This window comes from Mesorhizobium sp. USDA 3734, from assembly GCF_056279665.1.
Genome location: NZ_JBWCCW010000001.1, coordinates 6,840,650 through 6,862,381, shown reverse-complemented (window position 1 = coordinate 6,862,381; position 21,732 = coordinate 6,840,650). Strand labels below are relative to the sequence as shown.

Here is a 21,732-nt window from a genome sequence, read left to right as displayed (position 1 = left end):
TCCTTACTTTCGTCATCCACGGGCGGAGCAGGAGCGAAGCGACGTCGCGGAGACCCGAGGATGACGAAAGAGGGGGCGCTCTGCCCCTCAGCTCGGCCCGCTCAGGCGCGGCGGCGGTGGCGCCAGCACATCCTCCACGGAGAGCGTCCGCGCCTCCGAGGGCAGCATGATCGGGATGCCGTCACGCACCGGATAGGCGAGCTTGGCGACCCGCGAGACCAGTTCACCGCGCTCCGGGTCCCAGGCCAGCGGCCCCTTGGTCAGCGGACAGGCCAGCAGCTCCAGCAGCTTGGGATCGACATTGGCCTTCTTCCCGTCACGTCCATCCGCCGCCATCGCACCCTCTTATTGCAGGCTCGAGCCAAAATCCTCATTCTCGCGTGCCAGCGCCATTTCTGTGATGGCGATCAGCGTCTCGGCCCGGGTCTTCAGGTCGGCCGCTTCGAGCAGCGCCTGTTTCTCGGCCGGCCCGTAGGGCGCCATCATCGACAGCGCATTGACCAGCATGGCATTTTCGGCCCGGCTGACGCTTTCCCAGTCGGCCTCCAGGTCGTTGGCCTGCAGATAGGCGCGAAATGCCTTGAGCAGCGATGGCCGGTCGATCTCGTTGGCCGCCTGGTCCTCATCGAGATCGGCAAGGAAAGCCGCTGGCTTGCACTGGCGAAACGGCGTCTTGACCGTCAATTCGCTTGCAATGCGGAACCGGCACACGCCCTGCAGCGAAATCAGATAGCGGCCGTCGCCGGTCTCGGAAAAGGCAATGATTCGCCCGGCGCAGCCGACATTGCAGAGCTCCGGCTCGCCGTCGTCGCGCAAGGCGCCGTCGAGACTGGGCTGGATGATGCCGATGAGCCGCGAGCCGGCGATGGCCTCGTCCACCATCTGCAGATAGCGCGGCTCGAAGATGTTGAGCGGCATGCGGCCTCCCGGCAGCAACAGCGCACCCTCGAGCGGAAAGATCGGGATCGTCGACGGAAAATCCTTGGCGAGCCGGTAATGCGCGTTTCCCGCTTGCACCTCATTCCTCCGATCGCGCCACAAGGAAGCGCGTCAATTCCCTGTTCTATCTGGCGCGGTCATCGCCGACGCCAAGCCCGTGCGGCAAAACAACCGGCTCAGGAAAACAGCAACGCCGACAATTTGCGGCGCGCGCCAAGCGTCGCCTCGTCGGTCATGCCCCATGCCTCGAACAGCTGCAGCAATTGCGTCCTGGCGCCGTCTTCGTTCCAGGCGCGGTCGGCCTTGATGATGGCCAGCAGATTGTCGGCGGCCGCCGTGCGGTCGCCGTTGGCGTTCTGGATCATGGCCAGATCGAAACGCGCCTGATGATCCGCAGGATTTTCCGCCAGCCGCCGCTCGAACTCGGCCGGATTGCCAAGCGCTGCCGCTTGCGCGGCCAACGCTATCCTGGCGCGCAAGGCGGCCAGCGGCGGCGCATCCTTCTTGGCTTCCGGGGCTGTCGCCAAAAGCGCCTCGGCGCCTTCCGTGTCGCCGGCCTCGAACAACAGCTCGCCCAGCCCGGCGATTGCCTCGATCGTCTCCGGCGCCTGCGCCAGGATGGCGTCATAGATGTCGGCCGCGGTCTGCATGTCGCCGGCGTCGCGCGCCTCGGTCGCTGCGGCAAGCGCCTCGGCCACCGGCGGCGCGCCATCGCCCTTGCCGCCGACCTTGGTGATGAATTCGTTGATCTGGCTCTCCGGGATGGCGCCCATGAAGCCGTCGACCGGCTGGCCGTCCTTGAAGGCGATGACCGCGGGAATCGACTGGATGCCAAGCTGGCCGGCGATCGAGGGATGGTCGTCGATGTTCATCTTGACCAGCTTGACCTTGCCGCCGGCGGCCTTGACCGCCTTCTCCAGCTGTGGCGTCAACTGCTTGCAAGGTCCGCACCAGGGCGCCCAGAAATCGACCAGCACCGGCTGGCGGCGCGATTCCTGGATGACATCGGCGGCAAAGGCGGCGGTCGTCGTGTCCTTGATGACATCGGCCGGGGCGGCGGGCGCATCGCCAAGCGCGACTTTCGCCGGCGCCGGCGCGGTTCCACCATACTGCACGGATGTGGTGTACTGGCCACCATTGCCGCCAAAGGGGCCGCCAAACGGATTGTTGTCGCTCATTTCTTTACCCTTCCGTGGCGCGGCCGGCCGGCAGCCAGGCGCCACATGCTTCAGACCATCTGACTCAAGCCATCCATGTGGCGATCACGTGGAAACTTTCAAGATAGCAGCATCGTGCCCGGTTGCCTCGACGAATTTGATCAGGTCGCTCGCTGCGATCGATGTCGTCGCCTCATTGGTCAGCGGATGGCCATTGATCACCGCATGCTCCATCAAATCCTTGTCGAGCACGAGCTTGACCCGGTTTGCCGTATCATTGATGACGCCGAAGACCGTGACCGCGCCCGGCGTGACGCCGAGCAGCTCCATCAGCATCTCCGGTTTGCCGAAGGAAACGCGGCCGGCGGCGCCGATCACCTGGTGGATCTGCTTCAGGTCGACGACCGCGTCCTCGCCAACGGTGACCAGGAAGAAATTGTCCTTCTTGTCCTTCAGGAACAGGTTTTTCGTGTGCCCGCCGGCGATTTCGCCACGCAGCGCCTGCGAATCGGCGACCGTATAGAGCGGCGGATGGCGCTTCGTCGACACGGCGATGCCGAGATCGGCGAGAAAGGCAAAAAGGTCGGCTTCGGTCTTCGGCATCGGTTTCGTCTTCGTCCGGTTTCTCAGCCAAGCCGTTTACGGCCAATGGGGCGGCCGACACAAGACCGTCATGCGACATCACGGTGAGCGGCACCGCCCTTCGCGTCGCAAAAAAGCCTGCGATTTCCCTGTTGCAATCGCCGCGCTCTTCAGCCATATAGGCCCGGCTTGCGGCCAAGATGCCGTGCGAGCGGGTGTAGCTCAGGGGTAGAGCACAACCTTGCCAAGGTTGGGGTCGAGCGTTCGAATCGCTTCACCCGCTCCAATTTCCTTCTGGGAAGTCAAGCATCGAAAAGCCGCGGTCCGCCGCGGCTTTTTCGTTTTCTGGGCAGCACAAGTTTGGCGATAGGCACCCATGGGCGTGTCGATCGCTTACCCGGTATTTCCCTCTTGAACGTCGATGCCCGGAATGCTCCGATACCACTTCTGACGTCCGGAGAAGATTGGTGACAGGCTTTGTCGACCGCCAGCGTGCGGCCCAACTGATGGACCGCGCCGGTATCGAGGCGCTGGTGCTGTGCGCACCCGAGGCCTTTCACTATGCGACCGGCGCCTCGATCGGCCCGGCGGGACTGTTCCGGCGCGCCGGCGCCGGCTTCGTCGTCATCCCGGCTGGCCGAGACCTCCCGATGGGCGTCGTGGTGGCGGATTTCAATGCAGGACAACTGCAACGGGCTCTGTCCGACGCCGTCATCCGCAGCCACCCGATCTGGATCGAAACGGCCACTTTTGACGCCTCGAGGCCAGCGCAAGGGCTGGCGCGGCGCATCGTGGCCGGCTTTGGCTCGTCCGGCTGGACGCCTGCCATTACCCGGCCCGCGACATTCGAGCTGGCCAATTCCGTCCATGAGCTCAAGCAGATCCTGACCGGGTTCGGGCTCGAGCGCGCAAGGATCGGCGTCGATCTCGATTTTATTCCAGCCGCTGATTTCTCTGCCATGCAGGCGCTGCTGCCGGCCTGCACCATGGTCGACGGCTCGGCCGTGCTCGACGGGTTGCGGGCCATCAAGTCGCCGCGCGAGATCGACCTGCTGCAGCAAGGCATCATCCTGTCCGAAGCCGGGCTGGAGCGGCTGCAGGTCGATGCGATGGCCGGCATGCGTCAGGCCGATCTCATTGCCCTCTATCGGCAAGGCGTCGCCACGGCCGCGTCAGGCCTGTCCCATCCGGTCTCCACAGCCGAATATGTGACGCTCGGCGCCCGGCTCAAAAGCACCGATGCGAAAGCCATGCCTGGCGATCCGCTGAAGTGCGACATGGTCTGCACGGTCGGCGGCTACGCCTCCGACATGTCGCGCAACTTCACCTTCGGACCGCCATCCGCCGAGCAGGCCGAACTGCATGCGATCGCCGAACAGGCCTTCGAGGACGGGCTGGCATCCCTTGTCCCCGGCAACACGCTCGCCCATGTGCATCGCGTCGCCACCGAAAGCCTGGCGCGGCAAGGGCTGCGCTCCTACCGCCGCGGTCATTTCGGCCATGGCGTCGGCCAGTCGGTCTTCTCAGAACAATGGCCCTTCATCGCTGCCGACAGCGATGTCGTGATCGATGCCGGCATGGTGCTGGCCTTCGAGATCCCGCTCTACATCGACGGCCTCGCCAGCTTCAATCTCGAGGACCAGTTCCTGATCACCCCGGACGGACCTGTTGCCATGAACCGCCTGCCGAGGCGGCTGGAGACGATTGGTTAGCCGGCTTCAGGTCTGCAACGCCGGAGATTGGCCGGAGCATTCCCGTCTTCGTCATCCACGGGCGGAGCGGGAGCGAAGCGGACGCGCAGACCCGAGGATGACGAAGCGATAGGCGATTCGGCCAATCTCGAAGCCGCACGCGGTGCCGAGCAACTAAGCGCTCACCGGCGGCCGCCTCTCCTTCCACGGCATCTCCTGCTCCAGCTGCGCCGACGCGGCCAGCACCGTCGCCTCGTCGCCGTAGCGGCCGACCAGTTGGACGCCGATCGGCACGCCACCTTTCGACCAGCCGAGCGGCAGCGAGATCGCCGGTTGGCCGGAAATGTTGAACGGAAAAGCAAACACCGAGTCCGCCCATTTGGCGTTGTAGCGGTCGATGTCGGTTTCCGACATGTCGTAATAGCCGAGCGGGCGCGGCAGCTGGGTGAGCGTCGGGGTTATGAAGAGATCGTAGGCGCCGAGGTCGCCGACGATGTCGCGGCCGACCTGCCGCAATTGCTCGACATCGGAGATGTGCCTGGTACCGCTGGTTGAGCGGCCGCGTTCGATGATCGCAAAGGTCACCGCCTCCACGTCGTTTGGCGTCACCGGCCGGCCGATGACCGTTTCAAGATAATCGAACGTCGCCGCCGTCTGCACGCAGGTCATGTTCGTGTAGGTTTTCCACACCGCATTGGCGTCGAGCGGCATGTCATGCTCCTCGACATCGTGCCCGAGCCGCTCGAGCACTGCGACGGTCGCCAGCACCGCCGCCTTCACCTCCGGATCGATCGCGGTGCCGTTGGGCGGCGTGACGGAAAAGCCGATGTGCAGCTTCTTCGGTGCCCGCCCCGACAGGCTGAGCCACGAACCGTCCGGCACCGGCGGCGTATAGGGATCGCCCGGCAGCGCGCCGGCCACCGCATCGAGATAGGCCGCGGTGTCGCGCACGGTGCGCGAGCAGCACAGGAAATACGCGCCGCCATACCAATAGTCGCCGAACGGCGCGAGGCTGACACGGCCGCGCGACGGCTTCAGCCCGACGATGCCGCAGCAGGAGGCCGGGATGCGGATCGAACCGGCGCCATCGCTGGCCTCGGCGATCGGCACCATGCGGGACGCGATGGCCACGGCAGCACCGCCACTCGAGCCGCCGGGCGTGATGCCTTCCTTCCATGGGTTCCTGGTCACGCCATAGAGTTTTGGTTCCGTGGTGATCGACCAGCCATTCTCCGGCGCGTTCGACTTGCCGACCAGCACCAGCCCGGCCGCCTTCATGCGGCGAACGACTTCGGTGTCGAAGTCGGCGACGACGTCCTTCAGGTAGAATGATGAATTGGTGTTCGGCGCCCCGGTCCAGGACGAGGCCAGTTCCTTCAGCAGGAATGGTACGCCGGCGAAGGGCGCTGATTTGTCGACCGTCTCGGCTTGCACGCGCGCCATGTCGTAGAGGCGATGGATGACCGCGTTGAGCGCAGGGTTGAGCCGCTCGACCAGCGTGATCGCCGCCTCGACCAGTTCCGCCGGCGAAACCTGGCCGCTGCGCACCAGTCCGGCCAGGTCGAGTGCGTCGGACTCGGCATAGGTTTTCAGCAGATTGTCAGTGACCATGTCTCGCTCCCGATTTTTCAACGGCGTTGGTTGATCTTGCCAACGCTGACGCCCCCTCTCCCCGTTCTTCACCTACGCTATGCACACATCTTCTGCGATTGCGTGACTGAACGGCCCGAGGCCTGATTGCCACGTGGTTCCCCCAATCCGTCGCTGCTTCGCAGCGCCACCTTCCCCCTCCGGAGGGAAAGGAAGGGAGCGTTTCTGGACAAGCGTTGTTGGACGGGCGTTGACGGCAAAAAGCCTGGCGCCTTTCCTCTACCCCGTCGATCGGGGGAGAGGTGGCACGGCGAAGCCGGGACGGAGTGGGGGTCGACCAGCGCAGCGTAAGACGATGCATGCGCCAAGCCGACGTGCACGCTATCGCCAAAGACCAGTCGCTTGGAAATGTGCATCCCGTAGCGTTCCTCGCGGGAGAGGGTAAGGGTGAGCGCCGGCCTGGAACGATTGCCTGCCAGCAGCCGGATTGCGTCAGGCCAGGTCGATGGTCCGCCCCAGCGCGATGCTCTGCTCGGCGGCGAGTACGATGCGCAGGCTGTTGACCGCCGCATCCATCTGCTCGGTGAGGTCGAGATCCTCGCGGATGGCGCGCAGGAAGAAGGCCTGCTCGCGATCGCAGAGTTCCTGATGGCCGGGCTCGTCTTCCATGCTGACGATCTCGTCGGGCTTCGAGAAATTCTTGTCGCCGTCGACCGCGGCATAGTGGATCTTCAGCGCATCGGTCTTGGTGTGACGGTCGATGTCGGCGGAGTTCGACACTTCGGCGGTATCAGCAGCACTGCTCGCCTGCTGGCCGGCGACGATCGACACCGCGCCCTTGGGGCCGACCACGTCCTTCACGAAATAGGCCGTCTCGCTCATCATCGGCCCCCATCCGGCCTCGTACCAGCCGACCGAGCCGTCATCGAAGGTGACGTGCAGATGGCCGTAATTCTGCTTGTCGGCTTCCGCCCACAATTTGGCGCCGATGCCGTGCACGCGCACCGGTTTGGCGCCGGTCAGCTGGCACATGACATCGACATAGTGCACGCCACAATCGACGATCGGGATCAGCGAATCGATCAGGTTCTTGTGCCAGTGCCAGGCGCTGCCGCTGCTCTGCTGGTTGAGGTTGAGCCGCATCACCAGCGGCTTGCCGAGCGTCTTGCCGACCTCGATGAACTTGATCCAGGAGGGATGGACGCGCAGGATATAGCCGAGCACCAGCTTGCGGTTCTTCGCCCGCGCCGCCGCGACCACCTTTTCGGCGTCCTCATTGTTGGTGGCGAGCGGCTTTTCCATGAACACATGGCAGTTGGCGGCGATTGCCTTCAGCGCGTACTCGGCGTGGGTGTTCGGCCAGCTGTTGATCGAGACGGCGTCCGGTTTTGTTTCCTTCAACGCCTGGTCGAAATCCTCATAGAGCGGATAGCCCGCCAGTTCGGCCGGGATTTTTGAGTTGCTCTTGATCGAGCGGCTCATGATGCCGACGATCTCGAAGCCGTCGGAGCGGTGATAGGCGCTGGCATGCGACGCACCCATATTGCCGAGACCCACCACCAGCACTTTCACTCTGTCGGACACCGCTACCTCCACGCTTTTCATTCAATGGACTGCGGGCGGCAATCGTATCGCCGCCCGGCCTTGTTGTCGCCGGTTCCTACTTGATCGCCGAATCGAACAGATGCGCCTTGATCTTCTCGACATCGAGCGCGGCAAAGCCTTCCGACAGCTTGTATGCGTCGGCGTCGGCCTTGACCTTGGCCTTGTCGAAATCATTGGCCGGGCCGATCAGGTCGTTGGTGCAGACATCCTCGGCCTTCACCGGAGCGGTGATCTGGCCGATCTTGTGGATCTCGTCGAAGAAGCCCTGCCAGCTCGCCATGTCGTGCGAGCCCCAGCCGCCGCGCTTGTCCATGTCGCCGCGGAAGACGTTGATCTGCTGCAGGATCGAGGTGGTGCCGAGTTCGGGTCCCAGATTCTTGGCCAGCGTCGGGAACTGCTCGAACACTGCTTCGACGGCCGCGCGGGGATTTTGATACCCAAACTCCAGGCCCATCGCCCAGCCGCGCAGATACTTTTCCAGGAACGCCTTGCGGTCGGGATCCTCGAGATCGGCGGCGCGCACGACGAAGGTGTTGGCCGGCAGCTTGGAATTCTGCACGCCGAGCCAATATTCGAAGTCGAGCCCCTTGGCGATCCATTCGGCGCGGAGCCCCTCCCACGACAGGGCAGCGTCGCCCTGGCCGCCGGCAAGTGCCGTGCCCCAGGTCGGCCAGCCGGCCTCGACATATTTGACCTTCTTGATGTCGACGCCTTGCGCGGCCAGCAGCGGGTCCGTGATCGACTGCCAGGCGGCGGAGCCGAGCAGGATGGTCTTGCCTTCCAGCTTCTTCAGATCGTTCGATCCCTCGCCCTTGCGGAAGGCGAAGCTGAACGTGTCGCGCGCGCCCATGTGGAACACCGACTTCAGCTTCATGCCGTTCTGGATGGCGAAGGAGAACACGCCGGGCGACGGGAAGCCCATATCGGCCTGGCCGACATCGACGAACTTCACCGTCGCGGTGCCGTCCGACGGTCCCGGCTGCATGTCGGTGTCCAGCCCGTCGAAATAGCCGGCCTTCTTGGCAGCCCAGTAGGGATAGTCGTCGAGCACTTCGAGCGTGCCGCGCGGCGAGATCCAGGTGAATTTCCCATAAGGTTCGGCCCTGGCCTTGAGGCCGGTGGCGCCGAGCGCCGTCGCGGTCACCAGTCCGGCGCCGGTCACCTGCAGGAAATAGCGGCGGCTGATCCCCGCCGGATTGATCGAGTTCTCTTTGGTCATGGCATTCCCCTTTTTTGTTTGATGTCAGTCTCTTGCCGCCCGCCTCGCGGGCGTCGTCTTACCCTTTGTGTTCAAGCCTCCCAGCTCGCCCATTTCTTGCCGATCAGGAAGAACAGCACGTAGATCAGGATGCCGAGCGTCGACAGGATCAGCACCACGGCGAAGAACTGCGGCATCTGGATCATCGACGAATAGGTGGTCAGCCGGTTGCCGAGGCCGAAGCCGCCGCCGACCATTTCGGCGCCGACCGCGGTCAGCAGGCCGAAGATGGCGCCGATCATCAGCCCGACCAGGATCATCGGCAGCGCCATCGGCGCGCGGATCTTCCAGAAGATCTGCAAGGTGCTGGCGCCATAGGAGCGCGCCAGCGCGATCTTGGCGCTGTCGACGCGGCGGAAACCGGTCGCCGCATTGATCATCACCATCGGCCCCGCGGCCAGCGCCACCGCGATGATGCGCGGCGTGTAGCCGAAGCCGAAGCGCAGGATCAAAAGCGGCACCAGGGCCAGCATCGGCGTGGTGACCAAAAGCAGGATGTAGGGCGCGACGATCTTCTCGGCGAAAGGAAATTGGGTGATGACGGCGGCCAGCACCAGGCCGATGATGGCGCCGATGGTGAAGCCGGACACCAGCTCGACCAGCGTGTAGCCGAGATGCGGCGCAATCAGCGGAAACTCGTCGAACAGCGCATAGGCGATCGAGCTCGGCGGCGGCATGATGTAGAGCGGCACGTGGAACAGCCGCAGCGCCAGCTCGATGCCGCCGATGATGATCACAGCGACAGCGATGATGGCCGCAACCTCCTTGCCCGACTTGATGCCGGGACCACTGGCGAAGGCCGACAGATTGGTCAGGCTGACCTCGTGGCCGTCGCCAGACTTGGACTTGGAGAATTCCGGAATGGCGTCGCCTCCGCTCACGGTCTGATCCTCACGATCTCGGCGCTCGCGCGCTCCGGCGCTTTTGGCCGCGTGCGTTCGCCGACAATGTCCATCTTGATCCGATTGGTGAGGTCGAAGACCTCCTTCGTCGCCATGATCTCCAGCGAGCGTGGCCGCGCAAACGGCACGCGATACTCCTTGGCGACGCGTCCCGGCCGGGCGCTCAGCACCACCACCCGGTCGGAGAGGAAGATCGCTTCCTCGATGCTGTGGGTGATGAAGACGATGGTGGTCTTGGTGTCGAGCCAGATCTCCTCGACCAGCCGGTTCATCTCCTCGCGGGTGAAACTGTCGAGCGCGCCGAATGGCTCGTCCATCAGCAGCACCGACGGCTTCAGCGCCAGCGCCCGCACGATCGCCGCGCGCTGCTGCATGCCGCCCGACAGCTCGCGCGGAAACTTGCCGCCGAAGCCGTCGAGCCCGACCCGGTTGAGCAGATGCGCGATCCACGCCCGGTCCGGCTTCTCGCCCTTGATCTCGAAGGGGAAGCGGATGTTGGCGTCGAGATTGCGCCACGGCAAAAGGTTCGCTTCCTGGAAGACGATGCCGATATCGGGATGCGGGCCGGTGATGGTCTTGCCGTCGAGCCGTATCTCGCCGCTGGTCAGGCTGTGCAGGCCCGACATCGACCACAAGAGGGTCGTCTTGCCACAGCCGGAAGGGCCGACGATCGAAACGATTTCATTGGCGCTGACATCGAGGCTGCAGCGGTCCAGCGCCAGCAGGTCACCGGAAGCCGTGTGATAGATCTTGGTCGCTGCCTGCACGCCAAGCTTCGGGTTTTTTGCATCGCCCGTGTTCATCTGCCCCCCGGGAAGACTGCGCGATGATCCACTGGCTCACCCGACCGCGAAAATCAGTCTGTAACTATCCTACTTTCGTGTCAAGCACGAGTGCTGGTACCCGTATCACATAAATTGGCTCGCATAGCTATCATATTGTTTTTGCGATACTTTCATGGCCTTGAAATACATGTTGCTTTCCTACATACTTCCGAATTCACGCGGACTGGAAGGAAGCGGAGAAGGTGAGGTTTCCCCAACGACACGCTACGGTTGCGATGCGGTCAGGCACGTGGAGCCATGGCGTCCAAACATGCTAAGACGGCAGCCTCGCAACCCAGGGAAAGACCAGGACCCCATGACCGAAGCTGGCAGCCAGGACGAGCCTGTTCCAGGCCACGATACCGAGGGGCGCGATCCTGTCCGGCGCATCCCCGACATCATCTCGCTGGTCAAGGATTCCTACAGCGAATTGCGTCCGGCCGAACGGCGTGTCGCCGATGTCGTGCTCGACGATGTCAAATACGCCGTCGACGCCTCCAACGCGGCCCTTGCCCAGCGCGCCGGGGTCAGCGAGCCGACGGTGACGCGGTTCTGCCGCGCCATCGGCTGCGAAGGCGTGCGCGATTTCAAGCTCAAGCTGGCGCAGAGCCTCGTCGTCGGTGCGCTCTATCTGGCGAAGTCACCTTCCGTCAGCAACGACAATGGCATGCCGTTCTGGAACGCCGTGTTCGGCGAGGCGCGCCGGGCGCTGCAGGAGGCCGAGCGGCAGCTCGACCCGGCGCAGTTGCAGAAGGCGGCCGAGCTGATCGCCAAGGCGCGCCAGGTCACGGTCTTCGGCCTCGGCGGCAGCTCCTCGGCGCTGGCGCAGGAAACCCAGTACCGGCTGTTCCGCTACGGCATCACAGTCAGCGCCCAGTGCGACCCCTATCTGATGCGCATGACTGCCTCGACGCTCAAGCCCGGCGATCTGGTGATCGCCATTTCGGCGACGGGACGCACCCGCGAGGTGATCGAGGCCGTCGAACTCGCCAAGCATTATCGCGCCAATGCGATCGCGGTGACCGCGCCCGACACCGAGCTCGCCCGCGCCTGCGACGTCAGGCTGACGGTGGCGGTGCCGGAATATCCCGACACGCTGAAGCCGACGGCGTCGCGCTTCGCCTTCCTGGCGGCGATCGACCTTTTGGCGGTGGCCTCGGCCTACAAGCTCGACGGCTCGGCCCGCGAGACGGTGCGCCGCATCAAATACAACGCCCAGATCCACCGCACCGGCAAGGAGATGGAGCCGCTCGGGGACTAGCTCCCTTCTCCCCGTCCCTATACGGGGAGAAGGTGCCGGCAGGCGGATGAGGGGCGGCGCCGAGTTCAACAATTGACGGTCCCAACTTGGATTGGGGCACATGCACAAAGAGGGAAGACATGCTCGAGATAGCGCCATCGAAACAGGCAGCCGCATGGCTCGGGTCCTTTGCCAAAGCGCTCGAAGCCGGCGACGCTGCGGCTGCGACCAACCTGTTCGTCGACGATTGCTACTGGCGCGATCTGCTGACCTTCACCTGGAACGTGACGACCATGGAAGGCCGCGAGGCGATCGCCGACATGCTGGCGGCGACGCTGGCGACGACCAAGCCCAAGGCATGGCAGCTGACCGGCGAGGCGACTTCGGACGAGGGCACCATCGAGGCCTGGTTCAGCTTCGAAACCGCGGTGGCGTCAGGGGAAGGCATCATGCGGCTGCGCGACGGCCGCTGCCGGACATTGTTCACCGCGATGACCGACCTCAAAGGGTTCGAGGAGCGCAAGGGGGCGGAGCGACCGCTGGGCGTGCGCCACAAGGCCGACCCCAGGCGCGAGACTTGGGGCGAGGCGCGGGCGCGCGAGACGCGCGAGCTTGGCGCTGACGAGCAGCCCTACTGCCTGGTCATCGGCGGCGGCCAGGGCGGCATCATGCTGGGTGCACGGCTGCGCCAGCTCGGCGTGCCCACCATCGTCATCGAGAAGAACGCAAGGCCGGGCGATTCCTGGCGCAACCGCTACCGCACGCTCGTGCTGCACGACCCGGTTTGGTACGATCATCTGCCCTACATACCCTTCCCCGAAAACTGGCCGGTGTTCACGCCCAAGGACAAGATGGGCGACTGGCTGGAAATGTACACGCGCGTCATGGAGCTCAACTATTGGGTCGCCACGAAATGCCTTAGCGCCAGCTATGACGAGGCGGAGAAAGTCTGGACCGTAGTGGTCGACCGCGTCGGCCGGCACATCACGCTGAAGCCGAAGCACATCGTCTTCGCCACCGGCGCCTATGGCCCGCCACGGCGGATCGATCTGCCGGGCGCCGATCAGTTCAAGGGCGAGCTGCTGCACTCCAGCCAGTATGCCAGCGGCGAGAGATTCCGCGGCAAGAAGGTCGCCGTCATCGGCGCGGCAAGCTCGGGGCACGATGTCTGCGTCGATCTCTGGGAGAGCGGCGCCGAGGTGACCATGATTCAGCGTTCACCGACGACCGTGGTCAAGTCGGACACGCTGATGGAAGTCGGCTTCGAGATTTTTTCGGAGGCGGCACTGGCACGCGGCATCACCACCGAGAAGGCCGACATGATCGTCGCCTCGACACCGTTCGCGCTGGTGCCCAGGGGCCAGCGCGCCCTCTATGAGGTGATCAAGGCGCGCGACGCGGCCTTCTATGATCGCTTGCGCGCCGCCGGCTTCGCCATCGATTTCGGCGACGACGAAACCGGCCTGTTGATGAAGGCCTACCGCACCGGCTCCGGCTACTACATCGATGTCGGTGCCTCCGACCTGATCATCGACGGCGAGATCGGCGTCCGCAGCGGCGTCGCCATCAAGTCGCTGATGGCGGGCGGCATTCTGTTCGAGGACGGCAGCGAGCTCGCCGCCGACGCCATCATCGCCTGCACCGGCTATCAATCGATGAACGAGACGGTGGCGGCGATCGTTTCGCGTGAAGTCGCCGACAAGGTCGGCCCTTGCTGGGGACTTGGCTCGGGCGTGAAAGGTGACCCCGGACCATGGCAGGGCGAGCTGCGCAACATGTGGAAGCCGACCGCGCAGGAAGCGCTCTGGTTCCACGGCGGCAATCTGGCGCTGTCGCGCTTCTATTCGAAATATGTGGCGCTGCAGATCAAGGCGCGGATGGAGGGAATCGAAACACCGGTTTACGGAGCACCGAGCAATTCCAGAAGGTAGGAAGAGCGCCGCTGGCGTCGCGTCGCAACGTGGCGCGACCCCAGGATTGCGAGGGCGTGGGGCGGCGGCGATTCCATGCCGGACCGCTTCGAGAACCAGTCGCTCGAGTCTATCCGATGCCATGGATTCGGCTATGCTTGGCAATTGGGAGGAAAGCCGATGGGACTGCTGAGAGGCCTTCGCATAAAGCTCGGATTAAAGAAGGACCCGTTGCCGCCACTGCCGGGTGTCGAGATAGGCCGGCATACCTACGGTCTCAACAAGAGATCGTTCTATATGCCCCATGAAAACGTGCCGGTGCGGATAGGGTCGTTCTGTTCGGTTGGCCCGGAAGTTCTCTTCGTCTGCGCGGCTGAACACGGCGTCGGCGCTGCGACCACCTATCCGATTCACCGTATGAACGGAAAGGTTCGAAACAGCATCGAGCCCACCGGCAAAGGGCCGATCACCGTCGGCAACGACGTGTGGTTTGGTGCTCGTTGCACTATCCTCAGCGGTGTCACGATCGGCAACGGTGCAGTCATCGGTGCGGGAGCCATCGTCACCAGGGACATTGCACCCTACGCTATCGCGGTCGGCAATCCCGCTCGTGTGCTCAGACACAGATTCTCGCCGGAAGTCATCCAGCGCCTGCAGGCGCTGGAATGGTGGAACTGGAGCGACGATCTGATCCGCGAGCGCATCGAGCTTCTGACGGCGGTAGACGCCGATCGCTTCGTAGCCACGCTGGATCCGGCATAACTGCCCTGACATCCGACGACCCGTCCGCGGAAAGGCGCAGCCTCACTCGTGCCGATGCCCAAAATGCCTCGCCGCAACCTCGACATGCGTATGCGACGCATGCGGCTCGAAACGCTCGGTCTCGCTGACATCGTTGACCGCCTCGTTTGGCCACCAGGTGCCGCCGAGGACGATGCCTTCCGACACCAGCCTCTGGTCGGCGACCAGCGAGGCGCCGACCGCGTCGACGAAGGTGAAGCGGCCCGGGCGCTGCCGGAGCACGGCGACATCGCCGACGGTGCCGACCGCCAGCGTGCCGAGATCAGGCCTCGCGATCGCCTGCGCCGGCGCTTGCGTCGCAGCGCGCAGGACCTCGACCAGCGGCATGCCGAGCGCCAAGAGCTTCGACATGCAGACCAGGATGTCGAAGGCCGGCCCGTCGACGCAGTAGAGATGCACGTCGCTCGAGATCACGTCCGGCGCCAGCCCTTCCTCGAGCATGGCCCTGGCGACGGCGAAATCGAACGAGCCCATGCCGTGGCCGATGTCGAAGATGACGCCGCGCTCGCGCGCCAGCCGCATGTCGGGCCGCACCGCGCCGGAGGCGAAGACCGGCGCGTTGGGAAACGGCCGGAAGCAATGGGTGAGTATATCGCCCTTGCGCAGGCGCGGCAGCACTTCCGAGCGGCCGGGCGGCGGCTCGTCGATATGCGCCATCAGCGGCAGGCCGACCTGGTCGGCGGCCTCCAGCGCCAGATCCACCGGGGCGATGCCGCTGGTGCCGCCGGCATGCTTGCCGGAGCGGACTTTTACACCGACCACGACATCGCGGTGCTCGCGCACGGCCGCGACAACCTCGCGCGGCTCGCAAAGCCTGAGATCGCTGCATTCGCCGACCGACACCGTCTGCGAGAAGCCGAAGATGCCGGCAAAGGAAATGTTGACATAAGCCAGGATGCGGACCTTCGAACGCTCCATGACGTGGCGGCGAAAGCCGAGGAAATTGCCGGCTCCCGCACTGCCCGCATCGATGAAGGTGGTGGTGCCGCTCTTGGCGGCCAGCCGATCGGCATCGACGCCCAGCGACGTGCCGCCCCAATAGACGTGGCTGTGCAGGTCAACGAGACCCGGCGTGACGATGCAGCCGCCGGCATCGACGATTTGCGCGGCGCGGTCGGCCGGTATATCGGCGTCGACCGCGGCAACGCGGCCATTGGCAATGGCGACATCGCGCGGCGCGTCGATCCCGGACGCCGGGTCGACCAGCCGTCCGCCCTTCAGCAGGAGGTCGAATTGCATTGCTATAACCTCCGGTTCGTTGCTTTGCTTTCTCAGAGAGGCCGGTAGGCGACCGCCTCGACCTCGATCTTGATGTCGATCATCAGCCGCGATTCGACCGTGGTGCGGGCCGGCGGGTTCTTCGGGAAGTGCCGGGCATAGACGGCGTTGAAGGCACCGAAATCGCGCGCGTCTTCCAGCCATACCGTTGTCTTGACGACATCGTCCAGAGTGCAGCCGGCGAGCGCCAGCGCGGCCTTGATATTGGCGAGCACCTGCTCGGTCTGTTCCGTTATGCCGCCCTTGACCACGATGCCGTCGCTGCCGACGGGCACCTGGCCCGAGACATAGACGAGATCACCGGCCCGCACGGCCGGCGACAGCGGTACATGGGACGTTCCAAAACATTGCTTGGGCAAGGGACAGCCTCCTTTGATGACAGGACGGGATGCCGTGGCAGCGCCCGCTGCGTCGACATTTACCCCGATCGAGGCGATCGTCATAGAGGCCTTGTTGGAAAGCAACATTCCCAGGAATTCATGTTGCTTTATTACAGAAGCGCTTGCATCGTGCGCGCTGCCGGGCTGCCTTGCAGCCGCAACGCACAGACGCATTTGCCGGACCGGGAGACAACAGCCATGACCTACGACAAGAACCCGTTTCCATCAGGCGATGCCGATCGCCACGCGCTCTGGGAAATGCTGGTGCGGCGCGACATCGACGCCTTCATCGGCCAGGACTGGCCCATGGTCGAGGATGATTTCGTCGCCGAGAGCTTCTTCGGCATGCACGCGCATTTCCTCCACAACGCCGACGCCTGGCGGCTGCAGTTTCCGCGGCTGGAAATCTATCGCGACGAGTGGTTGCGCCAGGCCAGGGAGACCGCGGCGACCAAATTCGCCGAGCCGCTGCGCGAGGCGCTGTTTCGCGTCACCAACATGCGCGACATCGATGTCGACGGGGACCGCGCCGTGCTGCACAAGAAATTCGATGGCTCGGTTGCCAAGGCCGATGGCAGCGTCGACAGGCTGAAATGGCAGACGCTGTATTTCTGCACCAAGGTCGGTGGACGCTGGAAGATCGCGGGTTTTGTCGGCTACATGCCGCATCCGCTCGGCAGCTAATGCATGTCGCCCAAAAGTGGCCCCGGTTTTGGGAGAACGACATGCCCGAAAGCCAGGAGCCGCTGATCAGTAAAGCGTGACGAAGGCCGGGAACAACAGGCCGGTTGCCCGGAAATGCTCGACCAGTTCGATGGCCGGGAAGATGGCGAGGAAATAGAGCCCGTCGAAAAATGTGCGCTTGAGCGCGCGCGTCGAGAACTGCAGCTCGTCATGGTCGTGGTACAGGAAGGGATTTGGCCAGAACCGGGGCGTGTTCCTGGTGTAGGCAAGATAGGCCGGGCCGAACTTGCCGAGCAGGAATGCGGCTTCCTTGCGTGCCGTGACGCGAAAGATGAAGAAGCTGGCAAGGCCCAGCGCCACGGCCGCCATCAGCGAGCCGTAGAGCAATCCAACGCCGACCGCGCCGACCGTCGAGAAGAAATAGAGCGGGTTCTGCGTTGTCGAGAACGGTCCCGTCGACACCAGTTCCTCGTTCTTCTTGCCGCCGACATAGAGGATGCTCCAGAGCCGCCCGACGACGCAGACGAGCACCAGGCAGAAGCCGAGGAGTTCGAGCGTTTCGTGCCCGTCCGAGCCCTCGGTCAGGGCAGGCTTGGTGAGAAACAGCAGCAGCACCGCCAGCACCGCCGCGGCCCGCACGAAGATCAGCCGCTTGCGCTGGTCGAAGGCCTGTGAAACCGGCTTGAGGGAAGCGTAGGTCATTCTTGTTTTCCTTGGGCTTCGACAGCGGCGTCGGGCACATTCGGGGCACTGGCCACCACATTGATGGCGGATGCAAGGCACCCGCATTCCATCAGCGCATCGCGCGCCATTCGTAAAGGCATTTTGCGCGACGCACGCCCTTTCTTACGAATTTGTATGCCGCCGGACAGGGTGGGGTGAAGTCGCTTGCCTATCGTTCGGATGCCGGCCTGCCATTTAAGGGCCGGCTTCAATTGCGCCAGCCGGACCACCGGCATCAAACAAGGAATGGTTTCATGAGAAGATTTGCGCTTGCCATCGCAGTCGGCACCCTCCCCGTCTCCGGCGCGATTTCCACCGTCTTTGCCGCCACCGCGCCTTGCGAGGAGACGTTGAAAACCCCTCGCGCAGCCGAGGCAGTGGCCACGCTCAGCGCCGCCGACAAGGCCAAGGTCTCGGAGCTGGAGACCAAGGGAATCGAGCGCTGCAATGCGGACGACGACAAGCGCGCCGACGACTTCTTCGCTCAAGCCATGAAGGTCATGGGCAAGTAATTCCGCGAACCATCAGCCTCAGGATATCAGCCATGCTCTCTCCCAATGTGCAGAAGAAAATCGGACCGGACCACAACAGGGTTCCCGACGTCACCTTCGATTTCTGGCTGATCAAGCTGATGGCGGTGACCATGGGCGAGACCGCGGCCGACTATCTCGCCGTCAACCTGGGACTTGGACTGACCGTCACGTCGGCGATCATGACCGGCATCCTGATCGCAGCCCTGGTCCTGCAGTTTGCGCAGAAACGCTACGTGCCTTGGGCCTACTGGCTGGCGGTGGTGCTGATCAGCATCGTCGGCACATTGGTGACGGACAACCTCGTCGACAGTTTCGGCGTGCGCCTGCAGACGACGACCATGGCCTTCTCGGTGGCGCTCGCCGCGACATTCGCGGTCTGGTACGCCAGCGAAAGAACGCTGTCGATCCACACCATCTTCACCACCCGGCGCGAGATCTTCTACTGGCTGGCGATCCTCTTCACCTTCTCGCTCGGCACCGCCGCCGGCGACCTGGTCGCCGAAAGCTTCGACATGGGCTATCTGACATCAGGCCTGCTGTTCGGCGGCGTCATCGCGCTCATTGCGCTAGCCTACTGGCTGCTGCATCTCGACGGCATCCTGGCGTTCTGGCTTGCCTATATCCTGACGCGCCCGCTCGGCGCCTCGTTCGGCGATCTGCTGTCGCAGCCGGTCGAATATGGCGGTCTCGGCTTCGGCACGACCTTCACCAGCCTGATCTTCCTCGGCTGCATCTTTGCCCTCGTCCTCTACATGACGTTGAAGAAAACAGCAGACGATGCCGACGAGATTCTGCTGGAGTCTGATTGAAGCCTTGGCTTCGTCAGGGGTCCCTCCGAAGGCCAGCGCCCTCGTGACATCCTAGGAACAAGCCCGTGCCAGTGCTAGCCTGTCGTCGATCTCGGCAACGGACCGGACCTTTCATGCGACTGCTTCTTGTCGAGGACGACCACAGGACGGCCGACTATATCGTCAGGGGACTGACCGAGGCCGGCCATGTCTGCGACTTGCTGCGCAACGGGCATGACGCGCTTTTCGCGGCGACCAGCGGCAACTATGACGTGATCATCGCCGATCGCATGATCCCGGGCCTCGACGGCCTGTCGATGGTCAAGGCGATACGCGCCGCGGGCGTGCGGACGCCGGCAATCTTCCTCACCTCGGTCGGCGGCATCGACGACCGCGTCGAGGGGCTTGAGGCCGGCGGCGACGACTATCTGGTCAAGCCCTTCGCCTTTTCCGAGCTTCTTGCCCGCATCAACGCGCTTGGCCGGCGGCCGGCCGCGCAGGAGCAGAAGACCGTCCTGCGGGTCGCCGATCTCGAGATGGACCTGATCATGCGCCGCGTCACGCGGCGGGGCCAGCCGATCGACCTGCAGCCGCGCGAGTTCAGCCTGCTGGAGGTGCTGATGCGCGGCGAAGGCCGCGTCATCACCCGCACCATGCTGCTGGAACGCGTCTGGGATTTTCATTTCGATCCCCGGACCAGCGTCGTCGAAACCCATATCAGCCGGCTGCGGGCCAAGGTCGACAAACCGTTCGAAACCCAGCTCATCCACACGGTCCGCAACACCGGCTACAGCCTGCACGCGCCGCCATGACCGGAACATGGTCCCGCCTGCTGCGCAGCACGCCGTTCCGGCTTGCCCTGACCTTCGCCTTCCTGTTTGTGCTGGCCTTCGTTCTGTCGGGCGCCATCGTCTACCAGATGATGAGCGCCGATCTTGCCGAGCGGCTCGACGACACCATCAAGGAAACCTACGCGGTCGTCGCCGCCACCTATGCCGACAATGACCTCAAGGAGCTGGTCGAGACCGTCGGCAGCCACTCCATGCGCAGCCTCAAGAAGCAACAGCTGTTTTCGCTGACCGACGCGGCCGGTAATCGCCTGGCCGGCAATTTCACCGCGGCAGGGCTCCCCGACGGCTTCTCGATGTTCGATGCCGAGATGCCCGGCGTGCCGCCCGGCGCCGAGTACCGCGCCTATTCCGGCTCGATCGGTGGCAACACCCTGACCGTCGCCTTCAGCCTTTCCGAGACGGAGGAGCTGGAAGAGGTGGTGCTGATGAGCTTCGGCTGGGGGACGCTGATCATCACCGGGCTGGCGGTCGCCGGCGGCGCCCTGCTGGCCTCGCGCGTCCAGCGCCGTCTCGACGGCATCGCCGCCACCATGGTGGATGTCTCGCATGGACGGCTGGACACCCGCATTCCGCTGACCGGTAAGGGCGACGATATCGACATCGTCTCCAATCAGGTCAATGCCGCGCTCGACCGCCTGTCGGCGCTGGTCGAAGGCATGAAACAGGTCAGCGCCAACATCGCCCACGATCTGAAGACACCGCTCAACCGGCTGCAGATGATCCTCGACACCGCATCGGAAAAGAACCTGTCGGGCCAGAAGGTCGCCGGCGAACTGGCGGAGGCGCATGCCGAGAGCCTGCAGATCAACGAGACCTTCGACGCGCTGTTGCGCATCGCGCAGATCGAGGCCGGCGCCCGCAAGGCGCGGTTTACCGATGTCGATCTGGGCGAGATCCTGCAGACCATCGGCGAGATCTACACAGATGTTGCCGAGGACGATGGAAAATCGCTGACGTTGGCGCAACTGCAGGAAACGGCCGACCGGATCCACGGCGACCGCGAGTTGCTGACGCAGATGTTCGCCAATCTGGTCGAAAACGCGCTGCGCCATTGTCCATCAGGCACATCCATCAAGCTGTCGGTGACGCGCCAGGGCGAGCGCGTTGTCGCCGGCGTTGCCGACAACGGTCCCGGCATTCCGGCCGATGAGCGTGAAAAAGTGTTCCAGCGGCTTTACCGGCTGGACCACAGCCGGTCGACGCCGGGCAGCGGCCTCGGCCTCAGCCTTGTCAGGGCCATCGCCGATCTGCATGGCGCATCCATCACGCTGGACGATTGCCGGCCCGGCCTGGCCGTGGTGGTGAGTTTTCCCGTGACGATGGATTAGCCGGCCGATCTCCCCCCTTGAGGGGGAGATGTCGCCGTAGGCGACAGAGGGGGTCGCCTCACGTGAAGCGCTAACCCCCGATCTGTCGAAAGGAGGTCGCATCCGGTCGAACCGACCCCCTCTGGCCTGCCGGCCATCTCCCCCGCAAGGGGGGAGATTGGCAGCGTCAACCCTCACCGATCAATCCGCGTCGACAGGATGATCGACGACAAGGTCCGCTCGACCCCATCCATGGCGCCGATCTGGTCGAGCAGCATGTCAAGGTCGCGGATCGACGGCGCGTCGACGATGACGATCATGTCGAAATTGCCGCTGACCGAATGCAGCGTCCTGACCGGCGCCAGCGCGCGCAGGCCGCGCACCACCTTGTCGGCGAGCTTGGGCGTCACGGTGAGCAGCACATGCGCCCGCACCAACCCCTGCTCATAGTCCGGCGCCAGCCGCACACCATAGCCGGTGATGATACCGCGCTGCTCCAGCCTTTCGAGGCGGCTCTGCACGGTGGTCCGCGAGACGCCAAGCCGCCGCGCCAGCTCGGCGGTCGAGGCGCGCGCGTTCTCGCGCAGCAGGGAAAGCAGGGCCTGTTCGGCTTCACTGAGCATTTCGACGATTACCTTCGGCGTAGTGCGCAATCAGAGTTTCGTTTCGAACAATTCCACGCTTCCTTT

General features: G+C 64.2%; 23 protein-coding genes and 1 tRNA gene. 10 read left to right on the top strand and 14 right to left on the bottom strand.

Annotation, left to right across the window (positions count from 1 at the left end):
* Window positions 1-87 precede the first annotated feature (87 nt).
* From ACZ89F_RS32820 to ACZ89F_RS32805, 4 genes are all read right to left on the bottom strand, one after another.
* On the bottom strand, window positions 88-336 hold the full coding sequence (locus tag ACZ89F_RS32820) for a Trm112 family protein (RefSeq protein ID WP_476096352.1): 249 nt from the start codon (window positions 334-336) through the stop codon (window positions 88-90).
* 9 nt (window positions 337-345) lie between these two features.
* Window positions 346-1,017: an LON peptidase substrate-binding domain-containing protein gene (locus ACZ89F_RS32815; protein ID WP_476096351.1), complete on the bottom strand. Its 672-nt coding sequence runs from the start codon at window positions 1,015-1,017 to the stop codon at window positions 346-348.
* 98 nt (window positions 1,018-1,115) lie between these two features.
* Window positions 1,116-2,117 carry a thioredoxin gene (gene trxA, locus ACZ89F_RS32810; RefSeq protein ID WP_476096349.1) on the bottom strand — a complete coding sequence of 334 codons (1,002 nt, stop codon included), beginning with the start codon at window positions 2,115-2,117 and terminating at the stop codon, window positions 1,116-1,118.
* 84 nt (window positions 2,118-2,201) lie between these two features.
* A complete protein-coding gene (locus ACZ89F_RS32805; RefSeq protein WP_476096347.1) occupies window positions 2,202-2,699 on the bottom strand; it encodes a prolyl-tRNA synthetase associated domain-containing protein in 498 nt (165 codons plus the stop codon).
* A 190-nt stretch (window positions 2,700-2,889) separates the two neighbouring features.
* Here ACZ89F_RS32805 and ACZ89F_RS32800 point away from each other — a divergent pair.
* Window positions 2,890-2,964: transfer RNA gene (locus ACZ89F_RS32800), tRNA-Gly, on the top strand.
* A gap of 181 nt (window positions 2,965-3,145) precedes the next feature.
* A complete protein-coding gene (locus ACZ89F_RS32795) occupies window positions 3,146-4,390 on the top strand; it encodes a M24 family metallopeptidase (protein WP_476096346.1) in 1,245 nt (414 codons plus the stop codon).
* A gap of 153 nt (window positions 4,391-4,543) precedes the next feature.
* On the opposite strand, the gene ACZ89F_RS32790 is transcribed toward ACZ89F_RS32795, so the two are convergent.
* The 5 genes from ACZ89F_RS32790 to ACZ89F_RS32770 all read right to left on the bottom strand — a co-directional run bounded on the left by ACZ89F_RS32790 (window position 4,544) and on the right by ACZ89F_RS32770 (window position 10,527).
* Window positions 4,544-5,980 carry an amidase gene (locus tag ACZ89F_RS32790; protein WP_476096345.1) on the bottom strand — a complete coding sequence of 479 codons (1,437 nt, stop codon included), beginning with the start codon at window positions 5,978-5,980 and terminating at the stop codon, window positions 4,544-4,546.
* 471 nt (window positions 5,981-6,451) lie between these two features.
* Window positions 6,452-7,543, bottom strand: a complete 1,092-nt coding sequence (locus ACZ89F_RS32785) for a Gfo/Idh/MocA family protein (RefSeq protein WP_476096344.1) — start codon at window positions 7,541-7,543, stop codon at window positions 6,452-6,454.
* A 76-nt stretch (window positions 7,544-7,619) separates the two neighbouring features.
* Complete coding sequence (locus ACZ89F_RS32780) at window positions 7,620-8,783, bottom strand: ABC transporter substrate-binding protein (protein WP_476096342.1); 1,164 nt, start codon at window positions 8,781-8,783, stop codon at window positions 7,620-7,622.
* 71 nt (window positions 8,784-8,854) lie between these two features.
* Entirely contained in the window at window positions 8,855-9,703 is an 849-nt protein-coding gene (locus tag ACZ89F_RS32775) for an ABC transporter permease (RefSeq protein ID WP_476096340.1), read from the bottom strand.
* Window positions 9,700-10,527, bottom strand: coding sequence for an ABC transporter ATP-binding protein (locus tag ACZ89F_RS32770; RefSeq protein ID WP_476096338.1), 828 nt, complete (start codon window positions 10,525-10,527; stop codon window positions 9,700-9,702). The genes ACZ89F_RS32775 and ACZ89F_RS32770 overlap by 4 nt, the downstream gene beginning before the upstream one ends.
* 337 nt (window positions 10,528-10,864) lie before the next feature.
* On the opposite strand from ACZ89F_RS32770, the gene ACZ89F_RS32765 reads away from it, so the two are divergent.
* The 3 genes from ACZ89F_RS32765 (at window position 10,865) to ACZ89F_RS32755 (ending at window position 14,460) form a co-directional block, all read left to right on the top strand.
* On the top strand, window positions 10,865-11,809 hold the full coding sequence (locus ACZ89F_RS32765) for a MurR/RpiR family transcriptional regulator (RefSeq protein ID WP_476096336.1): 945 nt from the start codon (window positions 10,865-10,867) through the stop codon (window positions 11,807-11,809).
* Window positions 11,810-11,928: 119 nt separating this feature from the next.
* Window positions 11,929-13,719 (top strand): flavin-containing monooxygenase, encoded by a 1,791-nt coding sequence (locus ACZ89F_RS32760; RefSeq protein WP_476096335.1) that lies wholly within the window; start codon window positions 11,929-11,931, stop codon window positions 13,717-13,719.
* A 159-nt stretch (window positions 13,720-13,878) separates the two neighbouring features.
* The gene (locus tag ACZ89F_RS32755) at window positions 13,879-14,460 is read left to right on the top strand and encodes a CatB-related O-acetyltransferase (RefSeq protein WP_476096333.1); all 582 of its coding nucleotides are present in this window, start codon (window positions 13,879-13,881) and stop codon (window positions 14,458-14,460) included.
* 42 nt (window positions 14,461-14,502) lie between these two features.
* Here ACZ89F_RS32755 and ACZ89F_RS32750 read toward each other — a convergent pair whose 3' ends face one another.
* Window positions 14,503-15,738 carry an amidohydrolase/deacetylase family metallohydrolase gene (locus ACZ89F_RS32750; protein WP_476096332.1) on the bottom strand — a complete coding sequence of 412 codons (1,236 nt, stop codon included), beginning with the start codon at window positions 15,736-15,738 and terminating at the stop codon, window positions 14,503-14,505.
* A 32-nt stretch (window positions 15,739-15,770) separates the two neighbouring features.
* Window positions 15,771-16,136: a RidA family protein gene (locus tag ACZ89F_RS32745; RefSeq protein ID WP_109665318.1), complete on the bottom strand. Its 366-nt coding sequence runs from the start codon at window positions 16,134-16,136 to the stop codon at window positions 15,771-15,773.
* A gap of 219 nt (window positions 16,137-16,355) precedes the next feature.
* Here ACZ89F_RS32745 and ACZ89F_RS32740 point away from each other — a divergent pair, with 219 nt between their 5' ends.
* Window positions 16,356-16,841, top strand: coding sequence for a hypothetical protein (locus ACZ89F_RS32740; RefSeq protein WP_476096331.1), 486 nt, complete (start codon window positions 16,356-16,358; stop codon window positions 16,839-16,841).
* Window positions 16,842-16,907: 66 nt separating this feature from the next.
* Here the strand turns inward: ACZ89F_RS32740 and ACZ89F_RS32735 are convergent, their stop codons facing one another.
* Together ACZ89F_RS32735 and ACZ89F_RS32730 are read right to left on the bottom strand one after the other, a co-directional pair.
* Entirely contained in the window at window positions 16,908-17,543 is a 636-nt protein-coding gene (locus ACZ89F_RS32735; protein WP_476096330.1) for a methyltransferase family protein, read from the bottom strand.
* Window positions 17,540-17,800 carry a hypothetical protein gene (locus tag ACZ89F_RS32730; RefSeq protein WP_476096329.1) on the bottom strand — a complete coding sequence of 87 codons (261 nt, stop codon included), beginning with the start codon at window positions 17,798-17,800 and terminating at the stop codon, window positions 17,540-17,542. The genes ACZ89F_RS32735 and ACZ89F_RS32730 overlap by 4 nt, the downstream gene beginning before the upstream one ends.
* 18 nt (window positions 17,801-17,818) lie before the next feature.
* On the opposite strand from ACZ89F_RS32730, the gene ACZ89F_RS32725 reads away from it, so the two are divergent.
* From ACZ89F_RS32725 to ACZ89F_RS32710, 4 genes are all read left to right on the top strand, one after another.
* Window positions 17,819-18,076 carry a hypothetical protein gene (locus tag ACZ89F_RS32725; RefSeq protein WP_476096327.1) on the top strand — a complete coding sequence of 86 codons (258 nt, stop codon included), beginning with the start codon at window positions 17,819-17,821 and terminating at the stop codon, window positions 18,074-18,076.
* A gap of 32 nt (window positions 18,077-18,108) precedes the next feature.
* A complete protein-coding gene (locus tag ACZ89F_RS32720; RefSeq protein WP_476096325.1) occupies window positions 18,109-18,906 on the top strand; it encodes a COG4705 family protein in 798 nt (265 codons plus the stop codon).
* A 113-nt stretch (window positions 18,907-19,019) separates the two neighbouring features.
* A complete protein-coding gene (locus ACZ89F_RS32715; RefSeq protein ID WP_476096324.1) occupies window positions 19,020-19,697 on the top strand; it encodes a winged helix-turn-helix domain-containing protein in 678 nt (225 codons plus the stop codon).
* The gene (locus ACZ89F_RS32710) at window positions 19,694-21,064 is read left to right on the top strand and encodes a HAMP domain-containing sensor histidine kinase (RefSeq protein WP_476096323.1); all 1,371 of its coding nucleotides are present in this window, start codon (window positions 19,694-19,696) and stop codon (window positions 21,062-21,064) included. Before ACZ89F_RS32715 ends, ACZ89F_RS32710 begins: the two co-directional genes overlap by 4 nt.
* A 173-nt stretch (window positions 21,065-21,237) precedes the next feature.
* Here ACZ89F_RS32710 and ACZ89F_RS32705 read toward each other — a convergent pair whose 3' ends face one another.
* On the bottom strand, window positions 21,238-21,666 hold the full coding sequence (locus ACZ89F_RS32705) for an Lrp/AsnC family transcriptional regulator (protein ID WP_476097446.1): 429 nt from the start codon (window positions 21,664-21,666) through the stop codon (window positions 21,238-21,240).
* Window positions 21,667-21,732: the final 66 nt, after the last annotated feature.

Bases quoted from the DNA above. Each gene is read 5' to 3' on its own strand.
- ACZ89F_RS32820 (WP_476096352.1), bottom strand. From the start codon at position 336: ATGGCGGCGGATGGACGTGACGGGAAGAAGGCCAATGTCGATCCCAAG.
- trxA (WP_476096349.1), bottom strand. From the start codon at position 2,117: ATGAGCGACAACAATCCGTTTGGCGGCCCCTTTGGCGGCAATGGTGGC.
- ACZ89F_RS32805 (WP_476096347.1), bottom strand. From the start codon at position 2,699: ATGCCGAAGACCGAAGCCGACCTTTTTGCCTTTCTCGCCGATCTCGGC.
- ACZ89F_RS32790 (WP_476096345.1), bottom strand. From the start codon at position 5,980: ATGGTCACTGACAATCTGCTGAAAACCTATGCCGAGTCCGACGCACTC.
- ACZ89F_RS32780 (WP_476096342.1), bottom strand. From the start codon at position 8,783: ATGACCAAAGAGAACTCGATCAATCCGGCGGGGATCAGCCGCCGCTAT.
- ACZ89F_RS32770 (WP_476096338.1), bottom strand. From the start codon at position 10,527: ATGAACACGGGCGATGCAAAAAACCCGAAGCTTGGCGTGCAGGCAGCG.
- ACZ89F_RS32765 (WP_476096336.1), top strand. From the start codon at position 10,865: ATGACCGAAGCTGGCAGCCAGGACGAGCCTGTTCCAGGCCACGATACC.
- ACZ89F_RS32760 (WP_476096335.1), top strand. From the start codon at position 11,929: ATGCTCGAGATAGCGCCATCGAAACAGGCAGCCGCATGGCTCGGGTCC.
- ACZ89F_RS32755 (WP_476096333.1), top strand. From the start codon at position 13,879: ATGGGACTGCTGAGAGGCCTTCGCATAAAGCTCGGATTAAAGAAGGAC.
- ACZ89F_RS32750 (WP_476096332.1), bottom strand. From the start codon at position 15,738: ATGCAATTCGACCTCCTGCTGAAGGGCGGACGGCTGGTCGACCCGGCG.
- ACZ89F_RS32740 (WP_476096331.1), top strand. From the start codon at position 16,356: ATGACCTACGACAAGAACCCGTTTCCATCAGGCGATGCCGATCGCCAC.
- ACZ89F_RS32735 (WP_476096330.1), bottom strand. From the start codon at position 17,543: ATGACCTACGCTTCCCTCAAGCCGGTTTCACAGGCCTTCGACCAGCGC.
- ACZ89F_RS32730 (WP_476096329.1), bottom strand. From the start codon at position 17,800: ATGCCGGTGGTCCGGCTGGCGCAATTGAAGCCGGCCCTTAAATGGCAG.
- ACZ89F_RS32725 (WP_476096327.1), top strand. From the start codon at position 17,819: ATGAGAAGATTTGCGCTTGCCATCGCAGTCGGCACCCTCCCCGTCTCC.
- ACZ89F_RS32720 (WP_476096325.1), top strand. From the start codon at position 18,109: ATGCTCTCTCCCAATGTGCAGAAGAAAATCGGACCGGACCACAACAGG.
- ACZ89F_RS32715 (WP_476096324.1), top strand. From the start codon at position 19,020: ATGCGACTGCTTCTTGTCGAGGACGACCACAGGACGGCCGACTATATC.
- ACZ89F_RS32710 (WP_476096323.1), top strand. From the start codon at position 19,694: ATGACCGGAACATGGTCCCGCCTGCTGCGCAGCACGCCGTTCCGGCTT.
- ACZ89F_RS32705 (WP_476097446.1), bottom strand. From the start codon at position 21,666: ATGCTCAGTGAAGCCGAACAGGCCCTGCTTTCCCTGCTGCGCGAGAAC.